The sequence below is a fragment of the Altericista sp. CCNU0014 genome (assembly GCF_044923475.1).
Lineage (GTDB): Bacteria > Cyanobacteriota > Cyanobacteriia > Thermosynechococcales > Thermosynechococcaceae > JAAURS01.
Genome location: NZ_CP137338.1, coordinates 3,930,420 through 3,951,937, shown reverse-complemented (window position 1 = coordinate 3,951,937; position 21,518 = coordinate 3,930,420). Strand labels below are relative to the sequence as shown.

Sequence of the window (21,518 nt, the reverse complement as noted above, 5' to 3'; positions counted from 1 at the left end):
GCTACCCAAAGCGGTACCCAAACCCGCGTACCGTCACTAAATAATCGGGATTGCTCGGATCTTTCTCAATTTTCTCGCGCAGCCAGCGGATGTGCACGTCTACTGTTTTACTGTCGCCAATAAAATCGGGTCCCCAGATTTTTTCTAAGAGCTGTTCTCGGGGCCACACGCGCCGGGGGTAGCTGATAAACAGCTCCAAGATGCGGAACTCTTTGGGCGAAAGGTTTACTTCTCGATCGTTCACCGTCACCCGGCATTCTTGGGGATACAGGCTGATATCGCGACAGCGAATTACGTTTGCCGATTCGTTCGTTAACAAGCGCTGGCGTCGCAGCAGGGCGCGGCAGCGAGCGACCAATTCTCGCATCCCAAAGGGCTTGGTCAAGTAGTCATCCGCTCCGACTTCTAAGCCCACCACGCGATCGCCTTCCGTCCCCTTCGCGCTCAGCATCAGGACGGGGATCGCCGATCCTTCGCGGCGCAGAAAACGGCACAGGTCCAAACCATTGATACCGGGCAGCATGATATCGAGGATAACCAGATCTAAAGGCGGTAAATCCCCCCCTTGAGGTTGCTCGGAATAGGTGCGGATGAGGTCTAGGGCGGTACGGCCATCGGCTGCAGTTACGACAGAGTAGCCTTCCCCGCGCAGGGTGAGGCAGATGGTTTCCCGAATCGTTTCTTCATCTTCAACCAATAAGATATGACCGGTAGATGCCTCAATCGCTGAAGCCTTATTAAAGGCAGATTCCATTGTGGACAGCATAAACTGCAACTCAATAGGGATTAGACGTTTGCTCTATTTCCAGAATCATCCTACCACTCGACCTTCGGACAACGGTTTTAAGGTCATGACTTTAACCAAAAGCTAACCTTGCATTAATCTCAGAAAACTGAAAAATTTATTGTTAGCTTAGAATCGTCAGCCAAAGGGGAACGAGCGGGATTAAGGCAATCATGCTCAGCGCAATGCTGCTGGCAATTAGCTCGCGATCGAGGTTATATTCCTCTGCCAAGACGAGAGCGGTCAACGCCGTAGGGGTGCCCGCCATCAACACTAGGGCCAAGCGCGGTTCGCCTACAATGTCCCAGAAAGGCGTTACCAGCGCCACAATCGCAGGCATTAGCAGTACTTTGATCCCGGCGGGTACCAAGCCACAGACAAGGCTGCGCCAGCTTTTGAGCTGGCTGAGCCGCATTCCCATGAGCAAAAATCCGCAGGGAATCACAACCCAAATCGAGCGAGCGAGCGCTGCTTCCGTCGCTTCTGAAAACATCACGGATTGCGTAGAAGCCCCCAGCAGAAACGCCCACAGCGATGGTACCTTAAGCACGGCAATCAAAGACGTCCACCAAGGACGATCGCTGGATTCACCCTCGCCTGGCTCTCGTTCTCCAAAGTGATGCGCCACTAAAACACCCATGCCGTAAAGCCCCGTGGCATTGTGCGCGACTGTAAAAAAGGCCGCCAGACCCAAATTTTCGGGATTGAGGACGGAAGCGGCGATCGCCAGTCCCACAAAGCCCGTATTTCCGAGCATTGAGGACAGCACAAAACTGCCCTTACGCGGCCCGCTCTGCAAGCCGAGCCAGTCCTGAGGCCAGCGTTGGCTGAGTCGTAACAAACCCAGGGCAATCCCCAGCCCCAATAGCAACGTACAAACCGTCGCGGTCGGCGCCAGCCAGATCGGTCGGGAAAAATCAGCGTGTCGCGCCAAGGTAAAGATCTCGACGGGCATGCCCGCCCAAAACAACCCTCGTCCTATCCACCTCGGCACCCGATCGGGCAAAATTCGATAGAGAACAACCCCCAGACTCATCCAGATGCATAACGATGCGTAGGCGTGAAATAATGCATCGGTCATGGGCGGTGTTAGCTTGCCTCACACTCTAAAAAGGCGGCGCATTCTACGTGAGCCGTTTGCGGAAAAAAGTCGGCAGGTTTGACGCGGACCAGTCGGTAAGGTCCTTCCTGACAGAGTTTTTGCAGATCGCGGGCTAAGGTTGCAGCGTTGCAGCTCACGTAAACGATGCGCGGTATTTTACGCTCGATGAGATTCTGTAAAACTCCCGCTTCGCAGCCCTTTCGGGGCGGGTCGAGCAGGACCACATCGGGCTGAAGTTCGAGTTCTATCAGGCTTTGCTCCACCGTCCCCACTTGGAATTCTGCGTTTGTAATGCCATTGAGCCGGGCGTTCTGGATGGCCTGCTCCACGGCATCGGCCTGGACCTCCAGCCCCAGACAGGATTTAGCAACGCGGGCGATCGGTAGGGTAAGGGTGCCAATGCCGCTGTAGGCATCTAAGACGGTTTCGCAGCCTTGCAGGTTGAGGTGCTCTAAGATCGCCTGCAATAGCGCTTCAGCCTGTTCTGTATAGACCTGAAAGAAGGTGTTGGGGTGAACCTGAATCGTCAGTCCCGCAAAGGTCTCGTGTAAAAAAGGCTGACCCGCGACCCGTCGGGTTTGGGTGCCGAAGATGCGATTGGTGCGATCGCCGTTTACATTCAGGCAAACCCCTACGATTTCGGGATGGGCTTTCATCCAGTGCTTGGCCTGCTCTTCGATGCCCGCGAGATTGTTTCCCGTGCGGGCCACCAGCGTCGCTAAGACTTCGCCCGTGCGGCGTCCCACCCGCAGGGACAGATGGCGGAGTTCTCCCTTGTGGGATTGTTCGTTGTAAATCGACCAATCCTGCTGCTGGATCTCTTGTTTCAGGAAGGCCAGGATGGGATTTAAGCGCGGGTCTTGAACGGGACATTGGTTCAAGTTAATTAAGCGATGGCTGCGCTTTTGGTAATAGCCCGCCTGCACCTTGCGCTGTCCCTTGTCGATCGCGAACCCCAGAGGATAGGTGGATTTATTGCGGTAGCCAAAGGGGGACGGCGCGGCCAATACCTCTTCGACGGGCGGGTTGGAAAATTTGCCGATCCGCTCTAATGCCTGAATGACTTGGTTGCGCTTGGCCGAGCGCTGATAGTCGTAAGTCGCAAACTGCCACTGACAACCGCCGCACTTATCGGCCACGATGCAGTGGGGTTTGGTGCGATGGGCAGAGGGTTCTAACACTTCTACCAGCACGCCGTGGGCGTAACTGGGTTTCACAAAAGCGAGCTTTGCAGAGATGCGATCGCCCGGTACCGTATCGGGTACGAATACGACGCGGCGGTCTGGTCCCCAGTGGCCCACTCCATCCCCCGTGGCGCTGAGATCTGAAATTGGCACTTCAATAAACTGACCCTGCTGCCAGGATTGCGGTTCGACGGAGGTCTGGCTATCCAATGGTGTAAACCTATAGGTCTCGAATGAGGGGTTCTGATGGGGGTCTCGAATGGCGGTGCGGGAAATGCGGAATTGCCCGATCTCCCTGCCTCGCTGTCTTACGTCAACAGTAACAAAAAATGGTGAGGAGTCTCCTTTAGAGAAGACTCCTCACCCGTTTCAGTCAATTCAGACGAGACGTTAGCGCTAGCGCTGGGACGTCGAAGAAACCTGTTGAGGCCGATCGACTTTGATGACTTTGTTGTTTTTGATCGGTCTGGCGGTTTCTAACTCTTCTTCGAGTTGAGTCGTAATCGCAGGATAGTGGTCGAAGGCCATCTGCAACGCAGCAGCGGCGATCGCCCGGATATCGTACTCTTCGCTCAAGGAAGAAATCATCGGCAGAAAAGAAGCCAGCCGCTCGCCCATCAAGGCTTCGCGCATTTCGCCCGTGAGCTTCTCGAGGCGTCGTTCCTCAATTTGCGCTCGGGTCGGCGTCGGTAGGACTGGAATTTCTTGACGGACGTGATTCTCGATCTGGCGCATCTTCCAACGCTCGGAAGTATGAGCCAGCGTGATCGCCACCCCTTCATTGCCCGCCCGACCCGTACGACCGATGCGGTGGACGTAGCTTTCCTGACTGTCGGGCACGTCGTAGTTGATGACGTGGGTCAAGTCGTCCACGTGGATACCACGGGCGGCAATATCTGTCGCGACCACCCAGCGCACCTGCTTCTGCCGGAAGCGCCACAGGAGCCGTTCGCGCTGGCTCTGGCTGAGGTCGCCGTGGTACTCGTCTACGCTGTAGCCTGCGGATTGTAAACGATTGGTTAGGTCGGCAGCTTCCCGTCGGGTTTGGACGAAGATAATGGCCGTATCGGGATCTTCTAGCTCCAACACCGTCTGGAGGACAGCGGCGCGAGCGCTCAGTCTCGGGACCCGATAGGCAATCTGGCGAATCTGAAGGGGGCTGGCCTGGGCCTGCTTGATGCTGACCGTAACCGGATCTTTCAAGAATTGCTTCGTGAGCCGGTAAATTTCCGGGGGCATCGTCGCCGAGAAAAAGGCCGTTTGGCGAGTTTCGGGGACGCGACCTAAAATGAGCCGAACGTCTGGAATAAAACCCATGTTCAGCATTTCATCAGCTTCGTCTAATACAAAGCACATCAGCTGATCGAGGACCAAGACGCCTCGATTGAGCAAATCCAAAACGCGTCCGGGCGTGCCGACGAGAACTTGCGCGCCGCGACGGATCTGGGTAATTTGGCGATCGATGGATTGCCCCCCATAGATAGGCAATACGAAAATGCTGGGATTTGCCTTAAAACTCTGAATCGACTGGCTGACTTGAAGCGCCAGTTCGCGAGTTGGGGTTAAAATCAGCGCCTGAACCGCCTTAGATTTGGGGTCGATGCGCTCGAGAATGGGGAGCGAAAACGCAGCCGTCTTGCCCGTCCCTGTTTGTGCTTGTCCAATGATGTCCTTACCTTCCAATAGAATTGGAATGGCCTGTACCTGAATCGGTGTCGGTTCTGAGAAACCTAATTTCTCGAGACATTGAACGCGTTGTTGAGACAGACCGAGCTGACTGAACAATGAGGTCATGTATTCTCCTAATAGCGGGTCAACAATGTGCCGCCGCTCAAATTTGAAAAGGTCTGCACGGAACTCGCCCTCATCAGGCAAACAGCAGACTCATCCACAGAGATGAAGTAAAAAGCCAAGCTTTCCGTTCATCTGTCCGTAAACTGAAATTCAGCAGAGCAGCGTCACTAAAACAAATGCGCACTTCTATAACGGTCGCATGCAAACGATCCACCGTGCGCTTCTCTATTCTGCAACAAACCGTTACAAAAAGCGAATAATTTAAGAGTAGGGATTTCTCGACTTGTGCGCCGCAAGATCTTGAAAAGCCGCTAAAACTTTGTAGTCTGGGGCACATTCAAGAGATTTTGGACTGTCACCAAATGCCCATATAAGTCGTAAGGATCGGCATCGGTAATTTGAACGAGGGCCATGGTACCCAGCCGAGCGGAAGCGGGTTGACCGTCGGCTGGGTTGGGCTGAATGTAAACCAATCCATCTACATCCGGCGAGAACCGGGCCGAACGTCCGATCAACTGTCCCGTACCGGGATTCTCCTGCTCGATTAAAACCCGAACCGTTTTGCCAATTTGTTTCTGATTGTTACGCAGAGAGATGGGCTGCTGGAGGGCCATGATGCGATCGCGTCGGGCATCCATCACGTCCTGGGGAACTGGGTCCGGCAGGTGGTAGGCAGCCGTGCCTTCTTCCGCAGAGAAGGTGAAGACGCCCACGTGGTCGAATTCGTGGCGCTCGATAAAGGCGCACAGGTGCTCGAAATGCGCTTCCGTTTCGCCGGGAAACCCTACAATCAGCGTCGTCCGCAGAACCGCATCCGGCAGTTCGGCCTTGAGGCGCTCGATGATGGCATCGTTGACGCGACCCTGCCACGGGCGGTTCATGGCCCGCAGGACCTCGGGATGGGAGTGCTGGAGGGGTAGGTCTAGGTAAGGCAGGATGTTGTCGGTGTCGCGGATGGCGGCAATGACTTCGGGCGTGAGCCCGGTCGGGTAGGCATAGTGCATCCGAATCCAGGGCACGTCTACTTTGCCCAATTCTTGCAAAAGCTCGACCAGTTTGGGTTTGCCATACAGGTCCGTGCCGTAGTTCGTCGTGATCTGGGAAATCAGAATCAGCTCTTTGACCCCTTCGGCGGCCAGCCGATGGGCCTCGGCCACGATGGATTCGATCGAGCGCGATCGCTGGTTGCCGCGCAGGTGGGGGATAATACAGAACGCACAGCGATAGTCGCAGCCTTCTGCAATGCGGAGGTAGGCGACCCCTTCTGTCGTGGTGCGATACCGAGGGGTCGTTTCATCGGCGATGTAGGTGGGTTCTTGACTCACTTCCGTGACGCGCTCGCCGGATTCTACGCGTTTAATCACGTCTACGATTTTGTGATAGTCCCCCGTCCCCACGAGCGCCACGGCTTCTGGCAGTTCTTCTAAGAGCTGCTCCTGGAAATGTTGGGCCATGCAGCCCGTAATGATAATTTTCTTATTGGCTTCAGCCAGCTCTACCAGCGTACGCACCGATTCCTCGCGCGCCGATTGAATGAAGCTACAGGTATTGACGATCGCGTAATCGGCCATTTCTTCATCGGTATCGACCGCATACCCTGCTTCGACCAGCAGGCCCAGCATGTGTTCGGTATCGATCCGATTTTTTTCGCAGCCTAGATGGGCGACGGCAATCGTGGGAGATTCTGACATGGGGGCAACAGTTTCGATGGGATTTAGAACGAGTACTCCTTAGAATCCTATCCTAACCCTCTCGGACTCGAACAAATCCCGCGTGCTTTCAGTGCAAAAGCTAGAAGGCGATCGAGAACCCGTTGTCAGCGTAAGGGTAAAATCCGAGTTTTTACTGCCTTCCGCGTCTAGATTTAGATAGAAAACTCAAAAGTTCAGGTTTTTTACGGATGCCAAGCGCGGGCGGTTGACTGAAAATTAACTGGGGAGCGCTCTATGGCTGGGTTACGGTTCGAACTGTACGGCGCAGAAGCTGGGAAATAGCCCATTTTTGACTGATGCACCAATCTACTAGATAAACGATTATGCAGGCTTTAAATAGTAATAACGATCGACTTTTAAGCCAAAGATTGTCAGATAGTCCGTGGGATTGTTCCGTAGCTTCAATTACCCTAAAAATTGCAGAGTCCCTATCTATCAATGAGATTCTCAATATTGCAACCCAGTCCCTACAAAAACTTTTAGACGTCGATCGCGTTGCGATTTATCAGTTTGATGAAAACGCTCGGGGTGCGATTACCGCAGAATGCAAGAGGGCAGGATGGAGTGCTGCGTTGGGGATGGAGGTGGAGAGTATTTTTGCCTTGCAAAGTGGCGCGCGGCAAGAGAGACGCTTTAGCGCTCAAGCCATCGATCGGGTTGAAGAAGCTTCTTTTGTCGAAGGCTATAGCGCTATTTTAAGTCAGCAGCAGGTAAAGTCTTGCTTGATGATGCCTCTGACCTTTAAAGGCCGAGATTTAGGTGCAATTGTTGCCCATCACTGCGCCCGCACGCATCTTTGGGAAACGTTAGAGATTCAGGTTGTCGAACGAGTCAGCCAACATGTTGCCTGCGCGCTCGGGCGCGCGCTCCAGGCTCAACAGCAACAGCAGCAGATCCGCGATCTTCAGCGATCGGAACAGGTTTTGCTAGAGAAAAACTATCAGCTTAAGACCTTGGTCAGTCAACAAAATCTTTCAGGTCTTCAGGCAAATATTCAACTCAAACATAAAATTGCCGAACTCGAACAGAGCTATCTCAATCTGGAGCTTCAGACTACTAAGTCTCAGATTTTAAAGGATTTCATTCTTAAAATCCGACAGTCTTTGGATCTGGAGGAGATTCTCTACACGACCACCTCGGAAATTCAGTCGTGCCTCCAAACAGACCGCATTCTCATTTACCGCGTCAACCCCAACGGCGACGGTAAGGTAATAGCCGAGTCCGTCGCGCCAGGCTGGCCCTCGACGATGGGGGCTGAGTTCCCCGCCGCATTATTTTCGCCGCAATGTCAGCAAAACCTGATTAAGCTGCCCTACAAAGCAATCCAAGATGTTGTTGAGGCGTACCAAACGGTCAATCCTCCCCTGCTTGAAGCGTTGACGTCGTTGGGTACAAAAGCGACGGCGATCGTCCCAATTTTGAACGGATCTACGCCTTGGGGATTTATTATGGCCCATCAGTGTTCTGGAACTCGCGCCTGGAATCCACCTGAGCTGGATCTTCTGACTCAAGTTGCAGCGCACGTCTCAATTTCAATCGAGCAGGCCGAACTCAATCAAAGGCGGCAGCGGGCGTTAGAGATCGGTACGAGGGCAGAGCAAATCCTGCTGGTCCAGCAGGAACAGATCGGCTACGTGCTCTCTTCTAGTCCTGGAATTTTATACAGTTGCTTGGCTCAAGATAACGGCCAGCGAATTTTTTTTGGAAAGAATCTCCACGCGCAGTTGGGCTATAGCTCGCTCGATACGATCGAAACCGATTTTTGGATCGATCGCATTCATCCCGAGGACAGACCCCGCGTACAGGTGCTGAGCGATCGCCCTATTGTCAATCAAGAATATCGATTTCTGCATAGCGATGGCACCTATCGATGGCTCTACGACCAGCAAAAGGTCGTATATGACGAGAGTGGCAAACCTTTAGAGCGGATTGGCTATTGCGTTGACATCAGCGATCGCAAAGAAATTGAGGAGCAGCTCAAGGCATCCTTGGTAGAGAAAGAAATTTTGCTCCAGGAGATCCACCACCGCGTCAAAAACAATCTCAACGTTATTATTAGCTTGCTCAATCTCCAAGCGAGCTACGTCGATGACGACACCATTGTCGATATGTTCATCGACAGCCAGAGCCGTATTTGCACGATGGCGATGATTCACGAACAGCTTTATGGGTCTGAAAACTTGGCGCAGCTGAATTTTGCAGACTACGTCAAAGATCTGGTCAACCACCTCTTTATGGCCTCTCAAAGCGCGACTGCTGCTGAGATAGAGCTGTGTATCGACATTCCCGACATCGATTTAAATCTCGAAACTGCAACGCCCTGTGGGTTAATTCTCAACGAGCTCGTGACAAACGCATTCAAGCATGCATTCTCGGACGGCAGACCGGGGAAAATTTCCATTTCCCTCACGCGCCACGCCCGCGAACTCCAACTGATCGTGCAAGATAACGGCAAGGGCTTTGCGCCAAACATCGATTGGCACAACTGCCCTACCTTAGGCTTGCGTTTGGTGCGACTCCTCGCCCGCCAACTCGATGCAACGCTGACCCAAACTGCCGATACAAAAGGTACTTGCTTTTGCCTTACTTTTTCGGAGCTGGCTTACGAAGCCCGCCTCTAGGCACCCTGTCTGCCTGTTTCGCTTGTGTTCTACTGTCCCTACCTCTAACGTTCCATGCTGACTCAAGACCTAGCCTCAATTCTGATTGTTGAAGACGAACTTATCGTGGCTGAAAGTTTGGCCCTGGATCTGCAACGCAAAGGCTATACGATCGCTGGTATTGTCAGCTCCGGTCATGAAGCAATTAATGCAGTGCTCCGAAGGCCGCCAGATATTATCCTGATGGATATCATGCTCAAAGGGGCTTTGGATGGTATTGAAACCAGTAAAGTAATCCAGCAAAAGCAATCGGTGCCCGTTATCTACATCACCGCATTTTCAGATCGCGCCACGATCGAGCGCGCCCAGCAGGCTGGAGAGACGCTCCACTATCTGGTCAAACCAATTCGACTCAAGGATTTGGTCAAAACCATTGAGGCTGTTTTAGAAAGCGAAGGTTTGTCCAAAGCCACGAGTCAGCCAGCTGAAGCGACCTCGCAGCCGACTGAAGACCATTCTGGATTTCCCCCACCACCAACCATGACCGATGGCCGCATTAAATACGACGAGATCGATCTGAGTTTTTTCGATATGGATTGACTGAGGAAGAACGACTCAGGTCAAACCCTTGCAGCTCCAGCCATAGAGGGGATCGCGCTATTGTTTTGAGCGGTATCGCCCTCGTCGTCCTCGCTGAGGCCAAACACCTGGTTGAATGCTTTTTGGACTTTGTAGCCGGAGTCGATGGACTCTAGCGGATCTTTACGGAGGCGATGGCGCAGGCAAAGGGTAATCACCCGCTTGATGTCGTCTGCGGTGGCTTCAGCGCGCCCTTCAAAGGCAGCAAGGGCTTTTGCGGCTCGATTGGTGACGATATCGCCGCGCAGTCCGTCTACATTGAGATCGGAACAGACTTGAGAGATGTTAACCCGCAGGTCGCGATCGAGTTTGACGTTATTGAGGGCGTGCTGAGCCGCTACAATTTTTTCTTGAAGTGCCGTCTGCTGGGCTTGGTGGTCTTCTAAAAAAATCTGAGGATTTCGGTCGAAGCTGGTGCGCTCTTCCACGATCTGGACGCGTAGGTGGGGGTCTCTGACGGTTCGGATTTCGGCATGCATCCCAAACCGATCCAGCAGTTGGGGGCGCAGTTCTCCTTCTTCTGGGTTGCCGGAACCCACTAGCACAAACCGCGCGGGGTGGCGAATCGAAATCCCTTCGCGCTCGACGGTGTTCCAGCCCGATGCGGCGGAGTCGAGCAGAACGTCGACCAAGTGGTCGTCGAGCAGGTTGACTTCATCGACGTAGAGGATGCCGCGATTGGCTTTTGCTAAAAGTCCCGGCTCAAATGCCTTTACCCCTTCAGACAGCGCCTTTTCAATATCGATGGTGCCGCACACGCGGTCTTCTGTTGCGCCTAGGGGAAGGTCCACCATGGGCACTTTCTTTTTGGCAAGGGCAGGCTTTTTCCCCGCAGAGACGAGGGCTTTAACGTCGTCGCTCATCATTTCAGGGTCGCTGGGATGGCTGTTGAAGGGGTCGTCTGCCACCACTTCAATGTCCGGCAACAAGTCGGCCAGCGCGCGAATGGTCGTGGACTTACCCGTCCCGCGATCGCCCATGATCATCACGCCACCAATGCGGGGGTCGATGACATTAAGGATGAGGGCCAGCTTCATTTCTTCTTGGCCCACGATCGCCGTGAAGGGATAGACCGCTCGCTGAGGAGTTTTGACAGTTGCGCTCACAAAAAATACCTGAGTTTTAGATGATCTGGCGTACTTCATTGTGCCATATATCATCCCAGTCCAACTTATGCTGTAATCAACTCCAAATCCTTCAGAATGAAAATTGCTGAGCCTAAGTCGTTAACTTTGAGCGTATGAAAAAAGTTTTGTCAATTGGAAGCGCGCTGCTCTTATGCGGCGGAAGCGTGGTAGCAGCTTTGGCCCAGCCATCGACCCCAGAGTCAAAGCCAGTCGTCCCCAAGCAGGCACCTCCACCGCGCCCGTACTTAGAATTGCTGGCCGTAGGGAGAGCGCCCCAACAGGTCCTGCGGTTTAAGCCAGCGCTCAATACCAAGCAGACTGCCACCATGACGATGGGAATGGATATGGGACTGGCCATTTCAGGTCAGCCCGTGCCGATATACAAGTTGCCCGGTACGGTCATGACCTTTGAAACCCTCGTGGATCGGATTGACCCCAACGGAGATATCCACTATCAGTTTCAATACACGAACGTCGATGTGGTTGAAGATTCTAAACTGCCTTCCGAGCAACTGAACAAGCTTCGCACTCAGCTTCAAAAGCTGAAGGGGATTCGCGGGAGGGTTGTAGCCGATAACCGGGGACAAACCAAGTCAGGAAAATTCGAACTGTCGACCGAACTCGATAGCGCGAACAAACAAATGCTCAAGCAGATTACCAATTCGGTGGAGCAGTTGTCTTCTCCCGTGCCAGAACCTGCGCTTGGCGTGGGAGCAAAGTGGCGCGTTATTTCTGCGCCTAAGTTTAATGGAATTACCCTCAAACAAGTCGCAACCTACGAACTGCTCAGTTTTCAAGAAGGGGGAATGACGTTGCGCGTCACGCTCGATCAGAAGGCATCACCTCAGCAGATGAATGCGACTGGGCTCCCAAGCGGTAAAATTTTGAACCTGAAGTCCCTCGTGGGAACCGGGCAGGGACAAACTGTCGTGAAGCTGGATCGTTTAATACCGATCGATTCAAATATGACCGCTCAGCTTCGCTCTGAAATGGTTTCTCCTAACTCCCCCAAGATGATGTATATGACAACGAACACCAAAATGAAGCTAACGCTAAAGTCGCAATAAGCGTTTTACCTCAAAGCGGCTGTTTCGTTGCAATTTTGGGCGATGCAGGATCTGCAATGAAGCCAATCTCTCCCGGCGGCCAAAAGCGAAGGTTAGCGCGTCCGATCACATTCTCTTTCGGCAAAAAGCCCCAAACGTGGGAATCGTTACTGTTGTTGCGGTTATCGCCCATCACAAACAGCATTCCCACAGGCACCCGCACGGCAGGCATTTCGTAGGACGGCGGTTCGGCAATGTAGGGTTCGGTGAGGGGAACTCGATCGACGTAAACGCGGCCCTCATGCACCTGCACGGTCTGCCCCGCCACCGCGATCGCCCGCTTGATAAACGCCTGATCCGCAGGATAGCCCGCCATCTGGAGCTGGCTGGGCGGGTAAAACACCACCACCTCGCCGGGCTGTGGGTCTCGGAATCGATAGGATAGCTTTTCCACCGCAATGCGATCGCCGGGATACAGCGTGGGCACCATCGACGGCGACGGAATGTAGCGCGATTCCGCCACAAAGCTTCGAATCAAAACCGCCAAGCCGATCGCCACCAAAACGGTCAGGATATTGTCCTTCTGCGATCGCCAAAACCTTCCCCACTTCGAGCCAGAGGGGACAGACGCCTCAATCGTTTCCTTTGTCATGCCTGTGGACGCCCTACTAGTACATCCGCTTAATGATATAGTCCGTCAACTCTTCCAGCGCGTGCTTGGACGGCGAAGCGGGCAGTTTTTCTAAATGCTGGAGTGCCTGAGCCGAAAAGGACTCCGCTAACGCCCGCGATCTGGCAATGCCCTGGCTGTTGTGAATAAGGGCGATCGCCTCTTCTAGATCTCCCGGCTCCGTGAGTTCGCGCTCGATCAACACCTGAAGATACGGTTTTTCTTCCATCGCAAATAGCACCGGAGCCGTCAAGTTGCCGCTTTTGAGATCGGAGCCAGCGGGCTTGCCGAGGGCATCCGTGGTACCCGTAAAGTCTAAGATGTCGTCTACTACTTGAAACGCCAGCCCCACCCCGCGACCAAACTGATAGAGATCTTCTTGCAAATCGGCGGAGACATCGCTCAAGACCCCAGCGGCCTTTGCGCTATTGGCAATCAGCGATGCAGTCTTGTAGTAAGACTTTTCCAGGTAGCTTTCTAGAGATACCTCTGTATCGAAGCTGCTCAAGCCCTGCTGGATTTCGCCTTCAGCAAAATCCTTGATGACCTCCGACAGCAGCTTCACGACCTGCAAATTATCTAGATTTGCCAGGTACCAAGACGCTTGGGCAAACATAAAGTCTCCCGCCTGAATCGCAATGCGGTTGCCAAACCGATAGTTGACCGTTTCTACCCCGCGGCGCACGTCTGCTTCGTCCACCACATCGTCGTGGAACAGACTGGCGGTGTGGATCATCTCCGTAATTTCTGCCAAACGGCGATGGCGGGCCGAAATATCCCCATCGGTCGAAATTGCTCGCGATAGTAAAAATACGATGGCGGGCCGCATGCGCTTCCCCCCAGCCTGAAACAGATGTTCGGCAGCGGCATATAAGATTGGATTCCGAGCCCCAACAAGCTGCTTCAAATTCTCTACCAGTTGGTCGAGGTCGGCTTCAACTGGTGCAAAGAGGGAGGTTACTGAGGTCATGGAGTTTGCTATCTGGAGGGATATTCAAACGAAAGATTACAAAATTTTACATATTCCTCTCACATTTTAAGCGAACCTTTCAGAATTAAGGTAGGCGCTCTCAGAATTGCCGCTCCATTCTAACAACGCCGCCTGGAGTTCCCTTCGCGATCGCCCGCTCTGATTGGTATGGTAAAGCAGGGCAAATTGCGCGACCGTCTTATCTTTGGCCCTCAAGTCATTCCCCTCGTATTATTCTTTATGACGCATTCTTCTCCCCCCGAGAGCGATCCGAAGCCCCTTACGCCATTGCGATCGCTTTCAGGCGCGGCGATCGCCAGCGTGATGGCCGTGCTGCTCTACCGCCTCACGACCTCTGTGGTGCAGTCCTTTGCGGCCCACCCCACCAGCTCTCACAACACCATCGTGCTGGGTATCTCCGCTGCCGTCCGCACCTTAGTCATCGGCAGCATGACCATGGGCACTGGAATTTTTGGTCTCGTGGCGATCGGCCTCGTGGCGTTAGCCCTGAAGTTAGCGATACAGCCCGCATCACCCCCCCACTCCAAAACCTAAATCGTTTAAAGATTTGTCGTAGAGAAGTGGTATCTCTGGTTGAGCAACCATCGTTCGAGGGGATCGCTGCAAAGGATTCGGTTTGGCAAAGAAAAAGAGTTCGAGCGATAAACCTCTGCCGGATTCCTTAAGATGGGTATCCAGAGTGGTCAAACGCCTTGTAATATCAATAAGGGGTGATGCGATCCAAAGATGGGTAAAGCTTTCTCATTTTTGCTTGTACCTCCAAAAACCCGTGCTGTTGAGAGAATGATTAAGAGGAAACCCTAGTTATGAGCAGTAAGCCAGACCGCGTGGTACTGATCGGCGTTGCCGGAGATTCTGGATGCGGTAAATCCACGTTCCTGCGCCGATTGGCAGATCTGTTTGGGGAAGACTTTATGACCGTGATCTGCCTGGACGATTACCACAGTCTGGATCGCTATCAGCGCAAAGAAACCGGCATCACGGCGCTAGACCCCCGCGCCAACAACTTCGATTTGATGTACGCGCAAATCAAGGCTTTGAAAGAGGGGCAGACCATCGATAAGCCCATCTACAACCACGAAACCGGATTGATCGATCCACCGGAGTCTGTCGAGCCGAACCGCGTGGTGGTGATTGAGGGGCTGCACCCCCTTTACGACGAGCGCGTGCGATCGTTGCTCGACTTCAGCGTTTACCTCGACATTAGCGACGAAGTTAAAATCAACTGGAAGATTCAGCGGGATATGGCCGAGCGGGGTCACACCTATGACGATGTCCTTGCCGCCATTAACGCCCGCAAGCCAGACTTTGAAGCTTACATCGACCCCCAAAAGAAGCACGCCGATGTCGTCATTCAAATTCTGCCCACCCAGCTCGTACCCAAAGAAGAAAAGCCCGGTAGCCTGTTAAGGGTTCGCCTGATTCAGAAAGAGGGCGTGCCCGACTTCGCTCCGGTCTATTTGTTCGACGAAGGTTCTACCATCAACTGGGTGCCTTGCGGTCGCAAACTCACCTGCTCGTATCCCGGCATTAAGATGTTCTATGGTCCTGACGAATACTACGGCAACAGCGTTTCCGTGCTAGAGGTTGACGGGCAGTTCGAGCGTCTCGATGAAATGATTTACGTCGAAAGCCACCTGAGCAACACTTCGGCAGATTACACGGGCGAGATGACCGAACTGCTGCTCAAGCACCGAGATGCCCCAGGCTCTAACAATGGGTCGGGTTTGTTTCAAGTGTTAGCGGGCCTGAAAATGCGGGCGACCTACCGAACCCTTATGGCCAAGAATACTCCCGTTAAAGCGACGGTCTAGAAAACTTCCATAAGATCCGACTTAAAAGCGGCACCGAAGCTCCTCGGTGCCGCTTTTAAGTCGGATCTTTTTCGCAAAACTGCCCTAGGCGCTGCGCGAAATCAGTCTTCTGGAAAACAGACCCTCTCGTTTGAGCGAAGGTTGGATGGGGGTAGTCGCTTCTGCCAGCGATCTGACCCGTTCAGCCCCGCTCAAAACATTGACTTGATAGACCTGCTGCTGGGTGAGATCTAAGGCGGTCATCCAGCCGCTTCTGGGGTGGTACGCGCCTGTATCGATGTCTAACCAGCCCGCACCCTTGGCAATTTGACCTGGCTCGACCCCAGGAAAGGTAAACGTAATGGTGTGCCCCGTCACGATCGTTTTATCTTCGAAGAACGGGGTTTGACTTTGGTGAAATTCTTGGCGGATCCAGCAAAACTCTTGAGAAGATTGCTGCTCGATCGGTATCCGCGGGTGAACCCCCGCATGCACGAGCCAATAATCTCCGAGGTCGAAATGGCTGGGTAGGGTTGAAAACCAGTTTAAGTCTGCTTCGAGCTGGGTCTCTAAGTCTTGATAGCTTTCTAAAGTACTCCGGCCTCCCGCAGCCAACCATGCATCCATGGCAAAACCGACCGTATCTTCGGCAAAGGCAAAGCCTGCCATTTGTTCGTGGTTGCCCATCAGGCAAGGATACTGATGGGATCTGACAAACGCTACAACCTGAGAACTTTCCGGCCCGCGATCGATGAGATCGCCGAGAAAATAAACAGCGTCTCGGTCGCCAAGGGCGAGTAACGAAAAAAGGTGCTGAAGTCCTTTATAGTGACCGTGCACGTCGCCAATTACAATGCGTCTGGAAGAATCATTTAGCATTCAGGTGGGGCAAGTGCATTCCCGGATAATTGAGAAGGCGGTATGGGGATCCTTTCAGCACTTGAAGCGAAAGAGGTTTAATGCTCTCAGTATGCCCCATTTTTCAGGCAAGCACGCCTAGATTGCGAGCGTTTTAGGATAAGTCTGCGGTCATTTTTGGCGGAGAGCGGTTTGGGATAGCAGTATTCTGCACATCAGGAGCGATGATATGGCGGACTGTCTTCATTTACGGGGAATTAGCGGTTACGGCTATACGGGCGCGCTGCCGGAGGAGCAAACGCTTGGGCAATGGTATGAGGTCAGTTTGCAAATTTATTTGGATTTGAGGGCGGCAGGTCAGAGCGATGTGCTGGCAGACACGCTCCACTACGGTCCCTTGATCGCGCAGGTGCAGGACATTATTCGGCGATCGCGCTTTAACTTAGTCGAGCGCTTGGCGACCGTCATTGCAGATGCGGTCTTGGAGTATCCGATGGTGGAGCAGGTCAAGGTTTGTCTGGTCAAAAAGCCCCCGATTCCCGATTTTTCGGGTCAGATTCAGGTCGAGATCTTACGATCGAAGGGAGATTGTTAAAATGCGGAGTGCCCCAATGGATCGAGGATGGAGCCAGAAAGCGAGTTGATGCCGTCCTACGTCGAGGTTTTGGTAGACTGCCCCGGCCATACCGGGCTATTGACCTATCGGGTTCCTGCCGGGGTTGCCATTGCGCCAGGGGATATTTTGAGCGTAGATTTTGGAGCGCGGCAGGTGGGGGCGATCGCCGTTCGCCTCACCGCCACCCCACCCCCAGACTTAGCGCCAGAGCAGATCCGCGAAGTTGCCGAAGCCGTCAGCGATAGTCTGTTTCCGCCGGGCTATTGGGCCTTGCTGGAGCGGGTAGCGGACTACTACTATACGCCGCTCATGACCGCCATTCGGGTGGCGCTGCCACCGGGTTTGTTGCAGCGATCGCAGCGACGGGTGCGCCTGCTGCGTTCTGAAATGCTAGATCTGAAGACCCTGAGCGTCCCCGCCCGGCAGATCGTGCAGAGCCTTCAAGGTTCTGCAACCCGCGACTATGCTTGGAGCTACATCCAGCAGCGGGTCGAGGGCGCGGCAAAAGGGCTGAGAGAGCTAAAGCAATTGGGGTGGGTGGAGATGACACTCCAGCCGCCCGCACATTCTACCCAGCCCAAACGCCAGCAAAAAGTAACGCTATTGAACCAAGACGGGGAGGATTTGACCCCGCGCCAGCGAGAAATTTTGGCCGTTCTCGCCCATAACGGCGGCGAACTGTGGCTTCAGGACTTGCTCAAGTACGGTAAAACGACAGCCCCTACCCTGCAAAAAATCGCCCAGGCCGGGTGCGTTGCGATTACGCTCGAAGAGCGCCTGCGCCTTGAAGAACGCGCCGTATCTAGGGATCGGCCCCTTACCCTCACCGCAGACCAACAAGCGGCATTGGCTGCCATTCGCGGCCTGTCGGGCTGCGCGACGGTATTGCTCCACGGCGTAACCGGGTCGGGGAAGACGGAGGTGTATTTACAGGCGATCGCCCCTATCCTCAAGCAGGGCAAGTCGGCCTTAGTATTGGTGCCGGAAATTGGGCTGACCCCTCAGCTCACCGATCGCTTCCGAGCCAGATTTGGTTCGCGGGTGCGGGTCTACCACAGTGCCCTCTCCGACGGCGAACGCTACGATACTTGGCGTTATTTGCTCAACAAAGAACCTCAGGTCGTCATTGGCACCCGCTCTGCCGTCTTTGCGCCATTACCTAACCTGGGCGCGATCGTTCTAGATGAAGAGCACGACTCAGGCTATAAGCAAGAACAACCCGCGCCCTGCTATCACGCGCGCACGGTGGCGGGATGGCGATCGCAGCTCTCCGACTGCCCGCTGATCTTGGGATCTGCCACGCCGTCTTTAGAGACCTACACGTTGCACTACCCCACCCCACCCACCTCTGGGCAAGGTAAGGGCATTACATCTCTAGATTCCCCCCTTGTCAAGGGAGGGGGGAGGGCGGCGATGCAGGATGTTCGACAGCGCTACTACCTTTCCCTTCCCCAACGCGTGCAGTCCCGTCCTTTACCGCCCATTACCGTAGTGGACATGCGCCAAGAGTTGCAAAACGGCAATCGCTCCATGTTCGGCCAAACCCTGCAAAAAGCGCTTCGCGAGATGAAGGCGCAGCAGCAGCAGGGGATTTTGTTCGTCCAGCGTCGGGGCCACAGCACCTTTGTCTCCTGCCGCAGCTGCGGCTACGTGATGGACTGCCCTAATTGCAGCGTCTCGCTGACCTATCACCACGAGTCGCCCCAGCGCAATCCGTTTCTGCGCTGCCACTACTGCAACTTCATCCAGCAGCAACCGAAAGATTGTCCTGCCTGCACGTCCCCCTATTTTCGATTTTTTGGTACGGGTACCCAGCGCGTCATCGAAACCCTGAACCGAGAATTTCCCGAACTGCGCCTGCTGCGGTTTGACAGCGATACAACCCGTCGCAAAGGTGCCCATCGCGATTTACTCCAGCAGTTTGCGGAAGGGGAAGCCGACCTGCTGGTCGGGACCCAAATGCTGACCAAAGGCATCGATTTGCCCCAAGTCCAGCTCGTGGCCGTACTTGCCGCCGACGGACTCCTCAATCTACCGGACTTCCGCGCCAGCGAACGAGCCGTGCAGACCTTGCTTCAGGTTGCGGGCCGCGCCGGACGGGGCGAAACGCCGGGACAGGTCATCCTGCAAACCTACTGCCCGGAAACGCCAGCGATCGGAGCGGTGCAGCGCTATGAATTTCAAGCCTGCATGGATGCCGAGTTAAGGCTGCGGGCAGAACTCAACTACCCGCCTTACGGACAATTGATTTCGCTCAGAATAAGCGGCCCAGAAATGGAAACGGTTGAAAAAGCTGCCGATCGCATTGCTGCAGTATTGAAGGCTGCCATCAATCGCGATTCTGCAACTGTAGAAGTGCTAGGACCAGCCCCTGCTAATATCTTGCGGGTTGCGGGTCGGTTTCGCTGGCAGTTACTGCTAAAGCTGCCGCCCAATCTTGAGGGGAATCTCCATCAATGGAAGCTACCGATTCAGGAGATGCACGACTGCTGCAATCGCCACACTCGCCTGACCATAGATGTAGATCCTTTGAGTTTGCTGTAACAAACCGACAAACGTAGTAAAGCGCCACTCGAGCGCCATCGTGCCAATAGACTAAGAGTTTCTTTGGTCTTCCAGGGTGAAGTAACAACCAAAGGCACAGGCCACTAACCAAAAGCTAAGGAGCTGAGTAACAACGGTTTCCCACATAGGTAAGGCTACGCTTGTAAACTTCTCTTTACACACATTAAAACATTCTTAAGCGCATTGCAATATTTTGAGATTTTTTTAGCGCGGTCTTAGCGCGGTCTTAACGCGGTCTCAGTTACCGCCGCTGCCCAAGACCAAAAGGCCGATAAACGAACCGCTATTCCACAGGCTGTGGAGCAGCATGGAAGCCAGTAGATTGCGCGATCGCCAATACACTACGCCCAACACCACGCCTAAGAGCGACAGCGGCAGTACGTCGCCCAAGGTGAAGTGAGCTAAGGCAAAGACAACGCCGCTGAGGGCGATCGCCTGCCAGACTGGCATGTATCGCGCCAGCGATGTCAAGAAAAATCCACGAAAGAGGGTTTCTTCAAGCAGCGGGGCGCACACCGCCACCAAGAACCATAGCAGCGCGATGGTGAATTTATCGCGACCCTGCAAAATGATTTCTAGAATCGGATTGCCGCCTCCCTGTTCCTTCAACAGTTTTTGATTGAGTAAGGACACAATTAGCACCAGCGGTAACGCTGCAAAATAACCCCCTACCCCCCAAGCAAGCCAATTTCCTTCCCACTTCAGCCGCAGCCACCGCAGGACATTAGGAATGTAAGGCTGGAGCGAAAGCTGCAAAATGCCGAACCCCACCCCCATCAAGCATCCGTAAGTAAACAGAGAGAAATAGGCCTGAAGGCGACCGTCGAAGGTTTCCGGTTTTAGCCCTAACACTGCGACTGCGGTGGGCACGAGGATATAACTCACGCCGAAAAAGGCTGAGAACCACAGCACCATGACCTGCCAGATGGTTTCGGTCGGCCACGAGACAGACCCTGGCAGCGTTTTTACGGCACCAGTCCCGCTATCTAAGATAGGCTCTGAGCGCGCGGCGATCGCCGTCTCGGTCGAGCTTGCTTCAGCCAGCGGTGCGACCTTGGCAGCGGAAGTACTCGGAGAGTCGAACTCGACAGGTTTCTCTCGCTTGAAAACGGTACGAATTCCCCAAATGAGTAAAATCGCCGCGCCGACGATACTGCCCAGTACGGGCATGGCTCCCACCACTAACAGCCGAAAAAACGCGCTGCGGGCGGTGTTTTGCGCTGCCGTTTCCAGTTCTAGCGCGGCATCGGGGCGCTGTTGGAGGCTATAGAGCTTAGATAAAGCCTGAACCCGGAACCAGCCGTTGAGATTTTTGTTTAAGATTGCTTCGGCATTGGGCAACAGGCGCGGCGGATCGCTCCAAAGGCCCAGTAAGACTTGAGCTGTCGGTACGATCTTCTGGGTGCTGGCTTGCGCCTTCGGGCGGGCAGCTAATTCAGTCCAAGTTTGAAGCGCTTTGTCCGATTCTCCGGCCTTGCTGTAGAGCAGCCCCAATCGCAGATCCAGCGCGTCGACGAGTTGACCTTGGGTATTTTGGGGCGATCGCGCGATGGGCGCGCCAGATTCCATCTCTACGTTGGTTTTAGGGAGTTCGTTCGCGTCCGGCGTACTTCGCGCAGTCGGTTTTGATGGCTTAGTCGCGCCCGGATCGAGCTGGCCGACCTCTTTCTGCGCCGAGACCCGAACCGTTTTGTAGCTTTTGATGGCATCCTCGATCGGATTTTCGCCCAGGAAAGATTTTTGTAAAGACGTCTCTCCCCGAACCTCCCGATCCAGTACTTTCCACTCTGACGCACTGAGGACTAAATCGGACTGGTACAGATTGAGCTGACTCTGCACCTGCGGCTTAGTCCAACTGCTAATCAGTTGATTGCTCGCGAGCAAACCCACTAGGATCGCGAGCGCGACTAAAATCGGTCGATAAACTTTCATGCCCCTGAAGGATCCTTTCTAGCTGAATGTGGTTTGGGAAAGCGTTTCCAACTGCTATCACCATCATCCCTGACAGTGCGATGGAGTAAAACAAGCGGGACGGGG

The 21,518-nt window shown here is 54.0% G+C and carries 17 protein-coding genes; 7 read left to right on the top strand and 10 right to left on the bottom strand.

Going from position 1 to position 21,518, the window contains the following annotated elements; genetic code table 11:
• Position 1: 1 nt before the first annotated feature.
• From R6H26_RS18905 to rimO, 5 genes are all read right to left on the bottom strand, one after another.
• Positions 2–754: a response regulator transcription factor gene (locus R6H26_RS18905; RefSeq protein ID WP_404791374.1), complete on the bottom strand. Its 753-nt coding sequence runs from the start codon at positions 752–754 to the stop codon at positions 2–4.
• Positions 755–908: 154 nt separating this feature from the next.
• Entirely contained in the window at positions 909–1,865 is a 957-nt protein-coding gene (locus tag R6H26_RS18900) for an AEC family transporter (RefSeq protein WP_404784607.1), read from the bottom strand.
• 8 nt (positions 1,866–1,873) lie between these two features.
• The gene (rlmD, locus tag R6H26_RS18895; RefSeq protein WP_404784605.1) at positions 1,874–3,280 is read right to left on the bottom strand and encodes a 23S rRNA (uracil(1939)-C(5))-methyltransferase RlmD; all 1,407 of its coding nucleotides are present in this window, start codon (positions 3,278–3,280) and stop codon (positions 1,874–1,876) included.
• Positions 3,281–3,466: 186 nt separating this feature from the next.
• On the bottom strand, positions 3,467–4,864 hold the full coding sequence (locus R6H26_RS18890) for a DEAD/DEAH box helicase (RefSeq protein WP_404784604.1): 1,398 nt from the start codon (positions 4,862–4,864) through the stop codon (positions 3,467–3,469).
• 311 nt (positions 4,865–5,175) lie between these two features.
• Positions 5,176–6,555, bottom strand: a complete 1,380-nt coding sequence (gene rimO, locus R6H26_RS18885) for a 30S ribosomal protein S12 methylthiotransferase RimO (RefSeq protein WP_404784602.1) — start codon at positions 6,553–6,555, stop codon at positions 5,176–5,178.
• Positions 6,556–6,899: 344 nt separating this feature from the next.
• Between rimO and R6H26_RS18880 the strand changes: the two genes are divergently transcribed.
• The gene (locus R6H26_RS18880) at positions 6,900–9,197 is read left to right on the top strand and encodes a GAF domain-containing protein (protein ID WP_404784600.1); all 2,298 of its coding nucleotides are present in this window, start codon (positions 6,900–6,902) and stop codon (positions 9,195–9,197) included.
• Between the two features lie 54 nt (positions 9,198–9,251).
• Complete coding sequence (locus tag R6H26_RS18875) at positions 9,252–9,776, top strand: response regulator (protein ID WP_404784598.1); 525 nt, start codon at positions 9,252–9,254, stop codon at positions 9,774–9,776.
• A gap of 20 nt (positions 9,777–9,796) precedes the next feature.
• Here R6H26_RS18875 and bchI read toward each other — a convergent pair whose 3' ends face one another.
• Complete coding sequence (bchI, locus tag R6H26_RS18870; RefSeq protein WP_404784596.1) at positions 9,797–10,921, bottom strand: magnesium chelatase ATPase subunit I; 1,125 nt, start codon at positions 10,919–10,921, stop codon at positions 9,797–9,799.
• A gap of 134 nt (positions 10,922–11,055) precedes the next feature.
• Between bchI and R6H26_RS18865 the strand changes: the two genes are divergently transcribed.
• Positions 11,056–12,009, top strand: a complete 954-nt coding sequence (locus tag R6H26_RS18865; protein ID WP_404784594.1) for a hypothetical protein — start codon at positions 11,056–11,058, stop codon at positions 12,007–12,009.
• A 10-nt stretch (positions 12,010–12,019) separates the two neighbouring features.
• Here R6H26_RS18865 and lepB read toward each other — a convergent pair whose 3' ends face one another.
• Both lepB and sds read right to left on the bottom strand, forming a co-directional pair.
• Positions 12,020–12,640, bottom strand: coding sequence for a signal peptidase I (lepB, locus tag R6H26_RS18860; RefSeq protein WP_404784592.1), 621 nt, complete (start codon positions 12,638–12,640; stop codon positions 12,020–12,022).
• 16 nt (positions 12,641–12,656) lie between these two features.
• Entirely contained in the window at positions 12,657–13,628 is a 972-nt protein-coding gene (gene sds, locus R6H26_RS18855) for a solanesyl diphosphate synthase (protein WP_404784590.1), read from the bottom strand.
• Between the two features lie 240 nt (positions 13,629–13,868).
• On the opposite strand from sds, the gene R6H26_RS18850 reads away from it, so the two are divergent.
• Together R6H26_RS18850 and R6H26_RS18845 are read left to right on the top strand one after the other, a co-directional pair.
• Positions 13,869–14,183 (top strand): DUF3082 domain-containing protein, encoded by a 315-nt coding sequence (locus tag R6H26_RS18850; RefSeq protein WP_404784589.1) that lies wholly within the window; start codon positions 13,869–13,871, stop codon positions 14,181–14,183.
• A gap of 272 nt (positions 14,184–14,455) precedes the next feature.
• Positions 14,456–15,463: a phosphoribulokinase gene (locus R6H26_RS18845; RefSeq protein ID WP_404784587.1), complete on the top strand. Its 1,008-nt coding sequence runs from the start codon at positions 14,456–14,458 to the stop codon at positions 15,461–15,463.
• Between the two features lie 84 nt (positions 15,464–15,547).
• Here the strand turns inward: R6H26_RS18845 and R6H26_RS18840 are convergent, their stop codons facing one another.
• Entirely contained in the window at positions 15,548–16,321 is a 774-nt protein-coding gene (locus R6H26_RS18840) for a metallophosphoesterase family protein (protein WP_404784585.1), read from the bottom strand.
• A 208-nt stretch (positions 16,322–16,529) separates the two neighbouring features.
• Here R6H26_RS18840 and folB point away from each other — a divergent pair, with 208 nt between their 5' ends.
• Together folB and priA are read left to right on the top strand one after the other, a co-directional pair.
• Positions 16,530–16,895 carry a dihydroneopterin aldolase gene (gene folB / locus R6H26_RS18835; RefSeq protein ID WP_404784584.1) on the top strand — a complete coding sequence of 122 codons (366 nt, stop codon included), beginning with the start codon at positions 16,530–16,532 and terminating at the stop codon, positions 16,893–16,895.
• A 27-nt stretch (positions 16,896–16,922) separates the two neighbouring features.
• On the top strand, positions 16,923–19,460 hold the full coding sequence (gene priA / locus R6H26_RS18830) for a primosomal protein N' (protein WP_404784583.1): 2,538 nt from the start codon (positions 16,923–16,925) through the stop codon (positions 19,458–19,460).
• A 258-nt stretch (positions 19,461–19,718) separates the two neighbouring features.
• Here the strand turns inward: priA and R6H26_RS18825 are convergent, their stop codons facing one another.
• Positions 19,719–21,413: a lysostaphin resistance A-like protein gene (locus tag R6H26_RS18825; protein ID WP_404784581.1), complete on the bottom strand. Its 1,695-nt coding sequence runs from the start codon at positions 21,411–21,413 to the stop codon at positions 19,719–19,721.
• Positions 21,414–21,518 lie beyond the last annotated feature (105 nt).